Origin of the sequence: Nostoc sp. (assembly GCF_036917155.1) — a bacterium.
In the GTDB taxonomy this organism is placed as follows: domain Bacteria; phylum Cyanobacteriota; class Cyanobacteriia; order Cyanobacteriales; family Nostocaceae; genus Nostoc.
Map to the genome: position 1 here is coordinate 18,418 of NZ_JBALDZ010000220.1, position 15,818 is coordinate 34,235.

The 15,818-nt window shown below is 40.7% G+C and carries 14 protein-coding genes and 1 pseudogene; 8 read left to right on the top strand and 7 right to left on the bottom strand.

The genetic code is table 11. The annotated features are described in order from the left end of the window. Window position 1 precedes the first annotated feature (1 nt). The gene (locus tag V7K67_RS29240; RefSeq protein WP_334729126.1) at window positions 2–622 is read right to left on the bottom strand and encodes a hypothetical protein; all 621 of its coding nucleotides are present in this window, start codon (window positions 620–622) and stop codon (window positions 2–4) included. Window positions 623–2,172: 1,550 nt separating this feature from the next. On the opposite strand from V7K67_RS29240, the gene V7K67_RS29245 reads away from it, so the two are divergent. From V7K67_RS29245 to V7K67_RS29255, 3 genes are all read left to right on the top strand, one after another. Next, complete coding sequence (locus tag V7K67_RS29245) at window positions 2,173–3,588, top strand: substrate-binding domain-containing protein (protein ID WP_334729125.1); 1,416 nt, start codon at window positions 2,173–2,175, stop codon at window positions 3,586–3,588. An 866-nt stretch (window positions 3,589–4,454) separates the two neighbouring features. After that, window positions 4,455–4,883, top strand: a complete 429-nt coding sequence (locus V7K67_RS29250) for a hypothetical protein (RefSeq protein WP_334729124.1) — start codon at window positions 4,455–4,457, stop codon at window positions 4,881–4,883. A 216-nt stretch (window positions 4,884–5,099) separates the two neighbouring features. Next, the gene (locus tag V7K67_RS29255) at window positions 5,100–5,333 is read left to right on the top strand and encodes a DUF3134 domain-containing protein (protein ID WP_179063738.1); all 234 of its coding nucleotides are present in this window, start codon (window positions 5,100–5,102) and stop codon (window positions 5,331–5,333) included. Window positions 5,334–5,440: 107 nt separating this feature from the next. On the opposite strand, the gene mltA is transcribed toward V7K67_RS29255, so the two are convergent. Both mltA and V7K67_RS29265 read right to left on the bottom strand, forming a co-directional pair. Then, window positions 5,441–6,733 carry a murein transglycosylase A gene (mltA, locus tag V7K67_RS29260; protein WP_335169515.1) on the bottom strand — a complete coding sequence of 431 codons (1,293 nt, stop codon included), beginning with the start codon at window positions 6,731–6,733 and terminating at the stop codon, window positions 5,441–5,443. A 223-nt stretch (window positions 6,734–6,956) separates the two neighbouring features. After that, the gene (locus tag V7K67_RS29265) at window positions 6,957–8,288 is read right to left on the bottom strand and encodes a proton extrusion protein PcxA (RefSeq protein ID WP_442943958.1); all 1,332 of its coding nucleotides are present in this window, start codon (window positions 8,286–8,288) and stop codon (window positions 6,957–6,959) included. An 87-nt stretch (window positions 8,289–8,375) separates the two neighbouring features. On the opposite strand from V7K67_RS29265, the gene V7K67_RS29270 reads away from it, so the two are divergent. Continuing rightward, window positions 8,376–10,610: a recombinase family protein gene (locus V7K67_RS29270; protein WP_335169517.1), complete on the top strand. Its 2,235-nt coding sequence runs from the start codon at window positions 8,376–8,378 to the stop codon at window positions 10,608–10,610. A 412-nt stretch (window positions 10,611–11,022) separates the two neighbouring features. Further along, window positions 11,023–11,118: pseudogene (locus V7K67_RS29275) on the top strand (sulfite exporter TauE/SafE family protein); the annotation flags it as partial. On the opposite strand, the gene V7K67_RS29280 reads toward V7K67_RS29275, so the two are convergent. Continuing rightward, the gene (locus V7K67_RS29280; RefSeq protein ID WP_335169524.1) at window positions 11,098–11,589 is read right to left on the bottom strand and encodes a YidH family protein; all 492 of its coding nucleotides are present in this window, start codon (window positions 11,587–11,589) and stop codon (window positions 11,098–11,100) included. The pseudogene V7K67_RS29275 and the gene V7K67_RS29280 sit on opposite strands and share 21 nt — an antisense overlap. Before the next feature lie 180 nt (window positions 11,590–11,769). Between V7K67_RS29280 and msrA the strand changes: the two genes are divergently transcribed. After that, entirely contained in the window at window positions 11,770–12,438 is a 669-nt protein-coding gene (msrA, locus tag V7K67_RS29285) for a peptide-methionine (S)-S-oxide reductase MsrA (RefSeq protein WP_334705869.1), read from the top strand. 200 nt (window positions 12,439–12,638) lie between these two features. Here msrA and V7K67_RS29290 read toward each other — a convergent pair whose 3' ends face one another. The 3 genes from V7K67_RS29290 to V7K67_RS29300 all read right to left on the bottom strand — a co-directional run bounded on the left by V7K67_RS29290 (window position 12,639) and on the right by V7K67_RS29300 (window position 15,054). Beyond that, entirely contained in the window at window positions 12,639–13,265 is a 627-nt protein-coding gene (locus V7K67_RS29290) for a type I restriction enzyme HsdR N-terminal domain-containing protein (protein ID WP_334729116.1), read from the bottom strand. 64 nt (window positions 13,266–13,329) lie between these two features. Further along, window positions 13,330–14,523 carry a serine/threonine protein kinase gene (locus V7K67_RS29295; protein WP_335169519.1) on the bottom strand — a complete coding sequence of 398 codons (1,194 nt, stop codon included), beginning with the start codon at window positions 14,521–14,523 and terminating at the stop codon, window positions 13,330–13,332. Window positions 14,524–14,670: 147 nt separating this feature from the next. Next, window positions 14,671–15,054: a hypothetical protein gene (locus V7K67_RS29300; protein ID WP_292873156.1), complete on the bottom strand. Its 384-nt coding sequence runs from the start codon at window positions 15,052–15,054 to the stop codon at window positions 14,671–14,673. A 128-nt stretch (window positions 15,055–15,182) separates the two neighbouring features. Here V7K67_RS29300 and V7K67_RS29305 point away from each other — a divergent pair, with 128 nt between their 5' ends. Both V7K67_RS29305 and V7K67_RS29310 read left to right on the top strand, forming a co-directional pair. Beyond that, a complete protein-coding gene (locus V7K67_RS29305) occupies window positions 15,183–15,365 on the top strand; it encodes a hypothetical protein (protein WP_334729114.1) in 183 nt (60 codons plus the stop codon). 181 nt (window positions 15,366–15,546) lie between these two features. Further along, complete coding sequence (locus V7K67_RS29310; RefSeq protein ID WP_335169522.1) at window positions 15,547–15,738, top strand: helix-turn-helix domain-containing transcriptional regulator; 192 nt, start codon at window positions 15,547–15,549, stop codon at window positions 15,736–15,738. Window positions 15,739–15,818 lie beyond the last annotated feature (80 nt).

A 15,818-nucleotide genomic window follows, 5' to 3' on the forward strand; every position in this document is an offset into this window, starting at 1 on the left:
ATTATTTACTGCTATCGCCAATTACAAAGCGTGTGAGTACATCAGCAATGGTAACAGCAACAACCACTAATAGGGGAGTTCTGGCGATGCTTTGCCAATCTTCATCTTTACGCACTGCGTTGATCACACCAACTAGCGAGATTGCAATATAGAGTAAGTAAATTGCCCGCAATACATTAAATATCAAACTTACGGCTGTGTCGCTGCCACCAGCATTGGTTGTTGAACCATCTTGTAAGGTTTTTTTGAAAAACTTTTCAGCTTCCCCAAAAAACTGTGCTTGTGCGGGGGCTGCAAAACAGTCTAACCAATATAAACTCAGAACGATCGCTGCTGCTAAAATTTGTAATAATATTAGCGATCGCCTTGGTAAATTCACTTGCTGCCCAATTTGCTGGGTAATGACTGCAATTAAACTACCAACGAGTAAGCAAAAGAGCAGAATAGGACTTTTTAGGCTGATAACGCTAACGAATACAGCACAAGCAATCAAAAAAGGTACAGATTCAACCAGAATAGTCAGACAGGGTTTAAATGCCAGTCTTAACTTGTGAGATTCTTTCGCCGCACTACCAGTTAAAGCTTTGAAAAAGTTTCTCTCGTGAGAACTTTGTCTAAACATTTGCTAATTTTCCTATGGTGTACTATAATTGCTCTTTTTTTCAAAATTTTACAGCTACTACAATTTAACATGCTTTAACATGATTGTTAATCAAATTACTAACTTGTAGTAAAGTCCTATATTTTACATCAGTATTATGAAGTTAAGTTAACATAATATTAAGATTTATCTAAAACTAAATCTGAATTGAGAAGCTAGATTGTAAACCTCAAGGTTGAACTCCTAGAATCCTGCTTGGCTTTGAGAATATTCTCATACAGATAGCCTTGATAAACCAACTTCAAAGGCTTGACTTTTATTACCTCACGGGTATCTGAGCGAAGTAGTATAAATATCCTGTGGTTTAGCGTAGACGCGCAGCAGTGAGCTAGCGTAGTCTCATCTCAAAGGTTTCCTTTATAAATATAAATTAGCTGTCGGGTGTGTTATGCCTTATAGCAACGCATCTGAGATTGTTGACGGTGCGGCGCTTGGCGACAACACACCCGACATTAAAATTCCTTAACATAGCTGGAAATATTAGCACCGACTTACTTATTGAGCGCATTCTTATCTAAAAGTTGATATAACTTCTCAACTTACACACTAAAAATTAGTACGTTGAATTAGGCATTAGTGAGAAGATGCCTAAAATCTTGGTATAGCCAATATTTGAAAAGGACTCAGAAAGCCTTTTTCTATCTACATCACAAAATCTTTACTAGCACTAAGTCAATAACGTGAATGGCACGATTAACAAAGTACCGTGGGTTTAAGTCCCCCGGTTCAATAACCGGTAAGTTTTGGGTCGGGGTCTAAATCCCCGTCACAAAACTTACTTGCGACTTGCGACTTGCGACTTGTTTTAATGATTTCGTTACGACGTAGCATAAACCACTATTTATTTTTTTTGATATCGTGAAAAACACAAAAAACTGTGGATTTTCCACTACTTTGGCAGAAATAACAATTAAATATGGATTTACCAAAATCCATATAGTGTGCTTTTTGTCAAACAAATTGGGTTATTTAGTAAATTATATTAAATGCTGATTAAAACCTCTAGAAAAATCTCAATGAGCAAAATCATAATATATATAAAAGTTGCAGATTTTACTCTGGCGAGAGTAATAAAGAACGCAATTAAAACCATTTTTAAAGTGCTTCTAAATTCCAGAAATAAATATATTTATTTTTTAATCATTCCATAATGTAATCATGATTTGAGCTTTACCTTCAGACTATAGTGTTGATTTTGTTGGCATAATTTAACAGCTATTATTGTTTATTTATGCAAACTTACATCAAATCAAAAATGTAGAGTTATTAGCTAGCAAATGATTATGCTTTTGGGTTTATAAGCAATAGCTTAATTCCCTCTAAAAATTGAAGGATTTGCCTCTAATTTGCTCTACATTCCTCAGAGTTTTGTGCAAACTTTTGATTTATTAATGGCCCTTTTAAGGCACAAGTTTATTGTGCTTATAAAAGGTTATTTTTCATCGTCAGTTTGACACTTGATTTGGCTTTGATGGGGTGTTGAACCAGAAATTAATTTCAAGGAGCTTGACATGACTTTTTATTGCGATCGCCAATTAAATAAATTGGCAAGTTCAATTACTGTACTAGCCCTAGCAACTGGTTTAGTAGTAGGTCAATCTACTACTCAGAAATCTCTAGCTCAGACCTCTACCACTCCTCCTCCAGCTGGAGTAACCTCCATAAATGGTGCAGGTGCAAGCTCTATAACTACCTTGCTTATAGGTACAGGAACTTCCTATCCTCTTGCGCCGAAAGACTCATGGTTTAACGCTTACGGTGTTGGAAATCCTCCATCCCTCAATAACAATGTACCCCCAGCCCTAGCCGGATTTCCAAACGGAAGCTATGGCCCAATCACTACGTTATCCACATTTAGATATGCTTCCGTTGGTAGTGGTGCAGGTCTAACAGCTTTTTTCAATCAAACTGTGCCACCAGTACCACCTAATACTGCAACTATCTTAGGTCCAGTCTCTTTTGCTGCTACTGACGATCCCGTATTAGGAACAGAAAGAGTGGTTGGCAGTCCTAACGATGTTCCCACCCCCGCAGGCACACCCCAAAACCCTGTTCCATACATTCAAGTGCCTGTGATTAGCGTCGGAATCGCATTAGCTTACAACCCCGCTGGTCTAACTATACCAGCAGGTGGAATTAAGCTTTCACGACCTACTTACCTGGGTATTCTTAACGGCACGATCACAAATTGGAATGCTCCCCAAATTAAAGCAGATAACGGTGGCGTAGCAATTTCAGCCAATAAGCCCATTGTTGTAGTGCGTCGTAGTGACGATAGTGGTACCACTTTTGCTTTAAGCGCTCATCTCAAGGCAGCGTTTGGTGCTACATGGAACAGAGGAGTTGGTAAAAAAAGTATTGCTCAACCTGCTGGTGGTATACCCAATCCACTACCAGCCGATACAGTTGTTTGGCCAGCTAGTTTCCAGTTTGCTTCAGGAGGTGGAGGTGTAGCCACTAAAATCAAAACTACTGCTGGTGCAATTGGTTATGTGGATAGTGCGACACGGTTAGCAAATAGTTTGCAAGCTGCTGTCTTAAAAAACAAGGCAGGTACTTACAATGCCATCTCACCAACTACAATTTCAAATGCTTTTGTTGGTGCGACTGACCAAGATCCAAATGCTCGGCGGATTAAACTCGTTGTCACCGATCCAGCAGCGGCAAATGCTTATCCGATTGTTACGGCAACTTACCTGCTATTTTATGACAAATACGCAAACGTTAACGTAGCAAATCAGATTAAAGGATTCATCAACTGGGCTTTAGGAGTGCCACCGGTTCCAGCACCAGGAACAGATGTGACAATCGACCCGAATGCTATAGCTATAGCTCGTGGATATGCTCCTCTTCCCGCTAGCATTAAAAATCTGTCTCGAGGTCTTGTTAATACTTACGTGAATAATGTTTTTAATGCCGCTCCATAATTGCGTTTTTGGTCTCACAGCAGTTTTCATGTATTTGAACCACATCTGTCGTCAGGGCACAGCATTGCTGTGCCCCTACCGCGTGGTCTATTTACCTGAAAATAGCTGTAATTAAATATCTTGGCAAGGATATGAAGATCATGCCCCAGGATTATATTTACAATTCTGGGGTTTTATTTAAGCGATGGATGCGATCGCAATCAATATTGAACTTGGAGTTATAACTATTCTCAGCAAAAATCAAAGTTATAGTAAATATACTTATCCAATAGCATAGTTTAGTACAATTTACAATTATTATTTACTGAATATCTATCGGTCAGAATAGTTAAAAAAGTTCAACCGCTAACTATGTTATGATTAGATATGTTGAGAAATATTTTCGGTCATGTAACTGATTATTATAGACGCCTCTCCGAATCTAAATCTCTACACCCTTTGGTTCTGAAGGTGTTTGATGTCAGTTGATGTTGCTAATCTATCCAATGAGAATGAGGTTGAAGATGACGACCGAGAACGGGTCTTCTCAGAGTATGGATAAAGGATTCTGGTGGCTCCCAACTAAAAAAGTGGTACAAAGAAGGGATTTGCCATTAAATAAATATAAACAGACGCCGCAGGAGTAATTGCTATTCAGGCGTTAAGAGATATTCAAGGGATGAGTTATAGTCTCAAGGTTAACAGAGCTAAGACCTTTAAAGATAAGAGTCTTCAGCATTCCAAAAATTGAAATTTTAGTTAGCCGAACTATATTGCAATACCCCGTGTGACACTGAAATCTCTAACTATCAAAAAAATGTGCTAAGAAGAACGGACAAGTCTAGTGTGTCACAAAACAAGATAACATACGGATACTACTTGAGCTTATGCTAACGGATATAATTACCCGTCCTGAGTCCCTGACAGAAGATTGCTTCTTTACTTATGCCCTTGGGACTGATTTGCATGATACTAACTCGACGGCCAAATATTTACGCCGAATTAGAAAAGAAGATAAACCATATATCGACATAGCGGTTTCTCCTAGACCTGGCTACCGGTTTGAGGTTTGCCTTATTCCTGTTGAAGGGTTCGCTCAAGAAACAATTTTGACAAAAGATGGGTTCGCCAAAGCGTTAGCGATTATTTGTGCTGTCTCTAACAAAGCTAGAAAGCGATTCCCTTCAGGAAATGGACAAGATATAGTCCGATGTCAATTTAGTAACTTAGCTGATGCAGTAGCCGTAGCGAATAGACTGTCTGCATTACCCTCTGATATGTATGAAACTATTGCCAAGCTACCAAATACTTTGTGAAATCGTGTTTGCGTAAAGGGGACTGGGGACTGGGTATTGGGGATTAGGGACTCTTTGTTGGGTATCAAATTAAAAAATTATGGTGTAGGCTTGTACCCACTACCAAATTTTAAACAACTTTTTCCCAATACCCAGGGAAAGGAGTGCCGCAACCTGTTGAATGTACAATTTTGATGTATTTGTACGGTAATCTATAATTCAAAGTGAGTTTTTTTTATGCCTACTAGTCCTTTGCGTGAAGAGCCTCGTAACCAACGAGCGCCAGTAATTCGTACAAGTAATGAATTTATTCTTTTGGAATGGCTAAAGTCAACTGGTCGTCTAATTGAGCGTGAACATCAAGAATCTGAGTATCTAACTGAAGTAGAAGAAATTTCCGAAATGATAGACCTTGATGATATCCCTTACGATCATGATGATGACGATGGTGATATGGATTTAGAAGCGTAATTTGTAATTCTTAATTTCTGTACTGCAAGTGTTTCATTGATTTGGGATGGGTGCTTTATTTACGCCGAAAGGCTAAGATTCCCGACTTTTTAGAGAAGTCGGGAATTTTAGTTCTTGGACTTGAGTAATAGATAAAATAATTGTCCATTGCTGACTGTAAGACCAGCGCGATCGCCTGCTATTTTTCCAGTACCTAAAAAATAATCTACTCTACCAGCACCTTTAATTGCGCCTCCAGTATCTTGGTCAAGAACATAGCGACTAATTATGCGCTCCTCCATTTTTCCGGTAGGATTAACGAAGGGAATGGCAGCGCGAATCAACGCTAAAGCACCAGGAGGCATGAGAGATTTATCTGTAGCAATAGAACGCTCTGCTGTTAATGGTACATTAATAGAGCCTTGGGCTGGTTCACCGTGATTTTCTTGAAAAAAAACAAAGCTGCGATCGCGCGGTATATAAATATTTAATTCTTGGGGATGCTTTTGAAAATAGTCGAGAATAATTGGTAGAGTTATACCTTCTAGTGGTAATTTGCCATCATTCACTAATTCTCGCCCAATACTTTTGTAGCTATAAGCGGTATTACCGGCATAGCCGATTGTTGTTTGAGTACCATCGGGAAGCTGAAGTCTCGCCGAACCTTCAATTTGAGCTAGATATGGTTCGAGGCGATCGCTAAACCAAAACAACTCTAATCCTCGCAACTTACCTTTTGCACTTTGCAAACCATCTGATCCTTCCAATTCTTCGCGTGTCGGATGAGGTTTGGGCCAGGAGTTGAAATCAGGAGGTAAGCGATAAACAGGATAGCGATATTCTGTTGTGGGGACGCGACTGACTGCATAAAGCGGTTCATAATAGGCGGTGAATAAAACGGAACCTTTGTTATCTTTACCGACTGACTGGTAAAGAACAAATTCCCGCTCAATGGCTTGATGTAATTCTGTGGCAGAATTAGTTGTTAATAAGAGTTCGCGAAATCTTTTCAAGCTTTTTAAGACGCGATCGCGCGTAATCCCAGCCACAGGATAGTTTTGATAAGCAGCCGCAGCATTAGCCGTTTCCAGGTATTGGAGACTACGAGCGATCGCGCTTATCAGTGCTTTTTTATCTGGTATTTTGCCATAAATTACTTCATCTAAACAAGAAGCATCACCTTGACAACAAGTAATTGGTAGTCTCTGGATTAATGGTGATTTTTGCTCTTTTAAAAATGCATCTTGATTTTCAGCAGTTAAAGAAACTGGTATATCCCACTTTTTCACCTGACATTCTGGCGAAATAAGTTCTCGATGCGTCAAAGATTGCATCCGCACCACCAAAATCGACAAAAACACAGGTAAGCTGATAGCGATAATTTTGTTAAATTTTCCTAACCAAGCAAGTGTTTTTTTCATCAAAATTCAAAATTTTTAATATTATCCCACCTCGCTCAAATTCCAAAATCAAAAACCAAAAATAACTGAATTGTTTCACAACACCCAAATTTTTCCCAATGCCCCATGCCCCTCAAGAGTGCTGAGTGGGGAATCTCATTTCTTTACTCAGGACTGGGAACTGGCTAAACGCCCCGCTACCGCTAACGGAAAAGAGGAACTGTCTTGCCCAATGCCCCATTCCCTATTCATTCATATTACGATAAGTGGCAACTGCGGAAGGCGAGATGCGATTCAAATATCGGAAGATCCAATATTTGAAAATGGTATCTAAAATCACCGGGAAGGTGGCAATAAATAAGAAGATAAAATCTCTATTTGCTGGTAATCCCCAATGGCGCGATACACCTTCTAGCAGTACTTCCCAACCATGAGGAGAGTGGAATCCTACAAAGATATCAGTAAACAAAATGATAATAAATGCTTTAGCACTATCACTAAGTCCATAGACAATATTATCAAAGAAATCTTTGAGTACAGCAATAGAAGACTTGCTGACTAGCAAAAGCCAGATAAAAGCAACCACCGAGAACATATCTGCAAAAACATTTTTGATCGCACCAGAGCTTTCATGACGAAATTCTTCAGCAAGCTCTATCGCCTTATTTTTCATTTCAGTCTCCAGCTGCTCAGGTAACAGTGGAGGAGCTTTGATAATGAGATTTTCAAACTTGAGCTTTTCTTCAAATCTTTGTAATTCTACAAGGGCTTCCTCTTCCATTTCAGAATTGAGGAATATCTGCATTTGCTCTGAGCTTCTAAACCGCTCAAGAATTGGGCCGACTACAAAAGATTTTGCTATTTGATGCGTCAAAAGTGGTACGATAATTAATAGTAAAATAAACCTGATAGATATTATTGTTCTTTTTTGAGTCTGACGGAAACTCTGAATTACTTCTTGTTCCGAATTAGGATCTAATTCAACTTGTAGACGACTGATAGTACTTAAAATAGAACGGGGTAAAACGCCTATAGTATCAGTTTTGCGTTTTATTTTTCCTTTATTATCTGAGTCTTGATTTGGTATTTTTGGGGGTAATGTTGGAGTATTGACAAGCAGCGATTTTTCGTCAGATATCACAGAGTTAGCTGATAGATTTTGAGGTCTAACTACTAAAGCTTTGGAGGTTGTTGTGTATTTGGATATAACTTGATCGATAAAGTTTAGTTTTTCCAAAACTAAAGAAAGACTTAGATACTCTATACCTGCTTTCTGAGCAGCTTTTTGATTCTCTTCATTTAGAAACCAACGGCTTGCTTTAAACTCCGTCAGGCGCATTCTGGTAATTTTTAATAGCTTGTTGAGGTCTGACTCAAAATAATCCATCACGCTATTACTGTACATGGCTGAGTCAGTGTCTATTTTATTACCATTGAAATGCTTATTTTCTATTTCCTGAATCTTTAATGCTGCATCGTAAGCCTCATACAAGGAACGTTCAGGAGTTTGTAAGTACCGCCGATAAGCAGCAAGTAAGAAAGAATAGATTTTTTGACTAAAAACAGAGTTTTTCATTGCAGACAATCATCCAGCATTATTTGGTGATTATTAACCTTAAGTTAACGCACGAGGTATACTAGCAAATCTACAAGGAGAAAGTTTGTGGTTTCTCATTCGGTTTGGATTGTTGGCACTAGCCGTAGTGGTAAGACGGCTCGCTTAGTAGAGCAATTTTGTAATTGGGTAAAATCGGAAAATCAATATACTGAATCATTTTATACTAAAAAAACAGGGACTAAAAAAAGTGGTCATGTACCGGAATTTTTATATCTTAAACAAACAGAGCCAGGAGTTTTAGTCTTAGCTGCCAATGATGATAATCGTCGAGAGCTAGGAGACATAATTGTTACATCTACATTGGGTAAATATCCGATTCGTGCTAAGACACCACTAGGTTTTTTCCAGCATGAAGTTATTTTATTTTGGCCGTTGCTAATTAACTTGTTGAACCTGAAGGCACAGTTTCCGGTACGGTTGCGGCCAGAAACGGAACAAGAATTAGCCACCAAACTCTGGCGTCCCCAATTAGACGAAGAAATTTTACGTATTGCGGGAGTGAATGAATCTCGTTTGGTGCGTCGCATCCTAGACTTATTGCAATTAGCGGCTTACAGTGGTGTACCTTGCGAAGATATTGCCCAGATTTTGGCAAGGGGTTTGGGGGAAAATACTACAACTTTAGAGCCGGAATTTTTGGCATCTTTGCTGCTAGATTGGCGTAATTGGTGTTTAGAGAGGGGGTTACTAACTTATGGGATTATTACTGAACTGTATAGTCAGCATTTGTTAAGCGATCGCAATTACCAGCAGCACCTAACTAAACGATATCAGGCGATACTGGCGGATGATGTCGATGACTATCCTAGCGTAGCGCGTCTTTTGTTTGATTTGCTATTAGATCAAGGTGCGGTTGGGGCTTTTAGCTACAATCCCAATGGTGCAGTGCGATTGGGATTGGGAGCAGATCCCAACTATCTAGAAGGGTTAGCAGAGCGTTGTCGGGTAGAAATATTGAGTGGGCCACCTCCAGATTCCCTTGGTGAGCAACTGACTAAACAGATGGTGGAATTAGTCACAGAACCGATGGTACTGTTGAGTTTACCAAAAACAGTGCATTCAATTCAAACCACCTCCCGTGCCCAATTATTGCGGCAAACAGCCGAGGTAATTGCTAATGCCATCCAATCTCAACAAGTGCAAGCAGAAGAAGTGGCGATTATTGCACCAGGTTTAGATGCGATCGCTCGTTATACCCTAGTAGAAATCCTCGTTAAGCAAAATATCCAAGTAGAATCGCTCAATGACCAACGTCCCCTAATTAGTTCACCCGTCATTCGCGCCTTACTCACCATGCTGGCACTAGTTTATTCCGGCTTGGGACGCCTCGTAGATCGGGATGCTGTCGCAGAAATGCTGGTTGTATTGAGCAGGAAGCAACAACTACCAGAAAACTCTACAGACGCGATGAATCGGGTATCTACAACAGACGCGATGAATCGGGTATCTACAACAGACGCGATGAATCGCGTCTCTACAAATATTGATCCGGTACGTGCTGGTTTGATTGCAGATTACTGCTTTGTACCCCATCCCGATCGCCCCAACTTGCTACCAGTATCAGCCTTCGAGCGCTGGGATCGAATCGGTTATGCAGCGACTACAGCCTATAATGAGATATTACAGTGGTTAGAACAGCAGCGATCACAACAAGAATTGCGGTTAATTCCCAGTCCCATTTCTCTCTTAGATAGAGCAATTCAGCGTTTTTTATGGAATGGTAGCAATCTTCCCTACGAACAACTAGCAGCACTGCGGGAATTATTAGAAACCGCCCAACACTACTGGGAAATTGACACCAGATTAGGACAAATTGCCCCAGTTGAGACAACGCCTTACACAACTATTATTGAATTTATTCAACTACTGCGACGTGGTACGATTACCGCTAACTCTTACCCTGTGCGTCCCATCGGTGGAGCGAGAAAGGCTGTCACACTAGCAACTATATTTCAATATCGATCTAGTAGGCGATCGCACCGTTGGCATTTTTGGCTAGATGCTGGTTCACCTCTATGGGCGAAAGGTGGTGCAGCAACTTTATTTGGTGCGCCGTTTTTTCTGCGAGACAGATTAGGCGAACCTTGGACAGCAGAAGATGAGAAATTGGCAGAAGAACAAAGACTGCGAAGGATTTTGACAGATTTATTGTCTCGTGTATCCGAAAGAGTTTATTTGTGTCACAGTGATTTAGCTGTAAATGGACAAGAGCAATTAGGACCGCTGTTACCCTTAGTGAATGCCTGTGTAACGGTTATTTCTGAATCTACTGTTAATTGAATAGCTCAAGATCAGATCCCCGACTTCTTCAAGAAGTCGGGGATCTAGTTGTTCACGAATGATTAAGTAGGGCTATAGCCGATTTCTCTACCCAAAAATCCTATGGCTTATTAATCAATACGGTTCAGTTAAGGATAATCGTAGGTTGGGTGGAACGTAGTGAAACCCAACAAACCCGCGAAAATGTTGGGTTTCGTTCCTCCACCCAACCTACGCAGATGAAGGGTTTTTGGCGCTAACTGAACCGTATTGGCTTATTAATCACTTTTAATTATCAATTTAAAAAACAAAAATATTTGTTTCTATGAAAGAAACTTTTTAGAATATTTGCGGGTGAAATCAACTAAGCAGCAATCAGGTTGAGTTTCGCTTTCTAGTCTCAAGCAAAAAAGTTTGTGGCGGGGGAAGCAATTTGAACATCCTAGAATTCTCTCTATTGGTATGGTTTGGCTCATTTGTTGCCGGATTTTTAGGGGCACTAACTGGGTTAGGTGGTGGAGTTGTCGTGAGCGTTCAGTCGAACGATTTTGAATTTTGAATTGGGAGCAAATCGACGCGACTGTGGTTGAGTCGAAACAGGAGAACGAGAAGGGACTTTATCACGCTTTAAGAGTAAAGGAAGACTGAGAAACCCCAAAATAATTACTACTCCGGTCATTATCCAAACCATTAACCTATTTGGTCTATAGTCACCTCGTTCAATTTGCCAGAAAACTTGATTGTATCGCCACGCAGCTAAGGCAATAGTCGAAATTCCAAAAATTACCAAAACAACACCCAAATTTTCTGAGTTGGATAAGGGATTTACCGGAGGTTCTTGTTGAGTAATCGCAATATTCAACTGGCGCAAAAATATACCAAATCGGGCAATGGCAAAACCAAAGCCAATCAATGCAATAGAAGTGCGTAGCCAAGCCAGAAAGGTACGTTCATTCGCTTGATGCTCCCTTTGACGGTCAATTTTCGGTATTTTATCCATGAGTAGCTGCTGATGCCAAGTCCCCCTTTGATGAATAGCATTAACCAGTGAAAGAGGAAACACTGAGACGCATCTGTAACTATCGAGACAGTCCAATGATGACTCTGAGAAGACCCCAAGCGATCGCGAGAATCTTTACAATGGTAAATAAGGTAAAGATATATATCAGAGTCAAAATCAATGGCACTATTCGGATTTGGCAAAAAGGCAGTTATGCCCACACCTGACGAAGCTTTGTCAGGAAGGGCACAATCTATGTCAGTACCCGCCGCTCATTATGTCAACAAGAATCCCCTGAAACCTCCTTATCCCGATGGATTAGAGAAGGCAATTTTTGGCTTGGGCTGTTTTTGGGGTGCAGAACGCAAATTTTGGCAACTTCAAGGAGTTTACACTACCGCAGTCGGTTACGCTGCTGGTTTAACACCCAACCCCACTTATGAAGAGGTATGTAGTGGGCGAACCGGTCACAATGAAGTGGTGTTGGTTGTGTTTGATCCCAAAGTGATTAGTTATGCCGAACTGCTCAAAGTCTTTTGGGAAAGCCACAATCCTACCCAAGGGATGCGTCAAGGTAATGATACTGGCACTCAATACCGTTCGGGAATTTATGTATATTCCGAAAGTCAAAAGCAGCTAGCAGAAGCATCGCAGGAAGCTTATCAGGAAGCTCTCAACGGTGCAGGTTATGGCAAGATTACCACGGAAATCTTAGATGCTCCTGAGTTCTATTATGCCGAAGCTTACCATCAGCAATACTTGGCTAAAAATCCTAATGGGTATTGTGGTTTAGGAGGGACAAATGTTTCTTGTCCCGTGGGTGTAGTTGAATCCCAAGTTAGTAGTTAGAAATGGAGTTGGTGGGGTAGTCAACTTAACGTGAGTTCGACGAACCTCTCCCTGCCTTAAATTTTAGTTCAAGTCTGTCCCTCTCCGACTCGGAGAGGGACGGTCTACTACTATTTCTAAGATACAAGGTTGGGTGAAGGCTTTGCGTAACCCAACCTACTTCTAATGTACTATTTTAAGCTTGCCACGCCAGTACAAGATTACGAATTACGAATTAAATGAGCTACGCGCTTTAACACTTTCAGGACAATATATATATCATCACGACTATCTAAAGCAAACAAATCAGATAGAGCATATTGTGGAGTTTCAGTTTTTAGCAGTTTGATAAATCTAAATTCATTACCATTGGTGATAAAGCCAAAAACAGGTTTAGCTGAAGTTGCATCTGCCAACATATAAGCCAATGCTTGTGAAATTGCTGGCACTAACGAATAATCTGCTCGTTTTGCCTCAATAACGAGAACCCAAAATGGAGGATGCAACACCAAGATGTCAATACGTCCTCTGATAATTGTGCCTTCGTTTTCAGAAGAGATTTTTACCTCTTGTTCTGAGGCAATGTAGAAAGGCGGTTGATAAAAACCTGCTAGACGCAATAGTGGAGATAGCACCACCATTTTGACTACAGGTTCTAAAATAGGATATTTCGATAGATGCAAATATTCTGCCTTGACTTCGTTGAGAGATTGCTTTTCTAAGTCACTCAACTCAGGCAAATCATGCCGCCATTCTGAACAAAAATTTTCGTCGTCTGCAAGTTGTAGGCCAAATTCATCAATCAGTTGGGCTAGGGTGATATCTTTTCCTTGAATAATTTGAACCATTTGTTGAACCCTTATATTTATCTGCCTAAAAAACCTTCGCTTGAGATTTACCCAAAAGACTGCCTTATAGTGCAGATTTCAGCAAAGCGATCGCACCGACCCACAACATAATACTAATAGGCGCTCCAATTAGAATCCCAGCGATCGCCCAGCCTCTTTGATGCGCTTTAAATTGCTCAATACTGCGCCACCGTCTACTTTTCCAAGCCCATTCATTGCCTTTTGCCCCAAGGGCGATCGCCATTAAATACCCAACTTGAGGTACAAAACAGAATAGGCCATACCACACTTGATTTGGCCACATCCACAACCAAGGCATCAGAAACGCGCCCCAATTCCAACCGAGAATTTCCTCTGGGACTGTTTCATTCTGATTATTTATCCCGCATCCAGAATTGTTGATTATTTCTTTTAGCGGCAAAAGCTGATTCTTGTTTGCAGATTTGACAGTCAAACCAGATTTAAGAGCATTTATCGCTTGGTTAGCACTAGTAAATCTTTGTTCGGGAGCAGGTTCTATTAACTTTTGTAGCCAATTGACAAAATTGGGACTGAGATTAACTCGGTCTGTAAATTGCAGTCGCAAATCCTGCTGTGGTAAATCAGAAGGGGAAGTTCCAGTGAGCAAATGAATCAAAGTTGCCCCCAGTGCATAGAGGTCTGAAGCCGGAACCGCTCGACCACCAAATTGTTCCATTGGGGCATAACCATAAGTACCCACAACGGTGAAAGTAACGCCCTCTCTTGCCGCTTTATCCTGAACTGCGCCAAAATCAACTAAATAAATCCGATTATCTTCGCCCCAGATTAAATTACTCGGTTTAATATCTCTATGCAGTACTCCTGGATTCAACTCATGTAGATAGGTGAGAATATTTAAAACCTCAACAGCAATTTTTCTCGCTTGCTTTTCACTAAACCTTTTACCAAGAGCAAGTTTATCCTTGAGCGACTCACCAGGGATATATTCTTGGATTAAGGTAAACCAGAGAGTGCGATCGTCGATACAAAAATAATCTATATATCGAGGAATGCGGGGATGATTTAGCTGTTTAAGAATTTGTGCTTCCCTCTCAAAAAGTTTCAAGTCATCCCACTGCACAGTACCGCCAAAGGCCAAAAGTTTGACCACAACGATAGAATTTTCGCCATCAGAGGCTTGTAAATCCAATGCTTGCCAAGTTTGGCGAATTCCATTGTTGCCGAGTTGGCGCTGGATTTGATAACGATCTTGTAATATCTGTTCTGGTTGCAGCATCTTACACCTGCTGGCAATTTACGTTGATCTGATTCCCTTATATTCAAGGATAGTCATTATCTAGATAAACTGTGGGAGCCTGATAATTTAGTCAAAAAATCCCCGTTTCTAGGATGCCGGGGACTAGCTAGCAAGGTTAATTAGGGTTTAGAGCATTCCCAGTATCTCTAGTGCTGTATCCAGATGCCATTTAACCCGATAGAGTCCAAATAACTTCTCTTGACTGTACCGTGCTGGGTACTCTAGCTTCCTTCCTTCCATCGTCACCTTAAGCAAGGCTGACTGCTCCGGTGTAGGTGTTCCCATAGCCTCTAGTGTCGCTTCTAGGGCTTCTACTTGAGAGAATATAGGAGACTTCAATCCTTTATTCTCTGATACTTGCTTGCAGGCGACAACAGGGAAGGTCAAGAGTGCGTTAATGTAAGATGCCTTATCAGCAGGGTTCCCTATTGCTTGGATGCCGTACTGTATGAGGCATAAATCGCGTAACGCTCTCAAGCTTTTAACTTCTAATTCTGTACGTGTGAACATAAAATAGAGTTACCTCTTGTAAAAGTGGGTATCGGTGGTGAACTGTTTTCCAGACTGGCATCACCACCATTTTTAAACTGTATTCTAATGGTTTCGTTAGTATCAAGCCTTATTTATATTTCGCAATAATGCCCAATCCTAAAGGTAATCCTCAGAATTTTGAACCGGCACAACCAAAAGGAAATCAGCCATTAACTGACCAATTGAGCTTTCGGGTTACTAAGGAAATGAAGGAAGAGGTGAAGGCTAAAGACGACCCTCCCGAATTTTGTCGTCAAGCTATCCAAGAGAAGCTAGATAGAGAGAAGTAGTCTAAAGTTGTTGGAGTAATACTCTAACAACTACAAGAAAGCCCTCCTGTTAGAGAGGGCATTGTTATTGCTAGGTCAAGAGCGCTTCTGATAATTGTTGTCGTACTCTGTGGAGGTGACAAAAGCACACAGATTCAGGACATTGAAGACGCAAAAGCTTACTGGAAGGAGTACCTAAGCCGTGAGAAAATTTAGAACACTTGATGAATTTGAAGAAGAGTACTTCCGTAAGCACCCGGAAGAAATCGACAATTACTTGACGGAGATATTTCAGGAATATGCAGAAGACAACGATTCCGGTGCGTTGTTAGCATCCTTGCGCGTCGTTGCTCGTGTACGAGGAATTAGTGAGATAGCCGCCCTAGCTATCTAATTGGTATTTCAGGGCTTGAGACTCAAGCACAGAGAGAAGTTCGGTATGTTGATTGACTAAACCTTGTATTGCGGTAATTG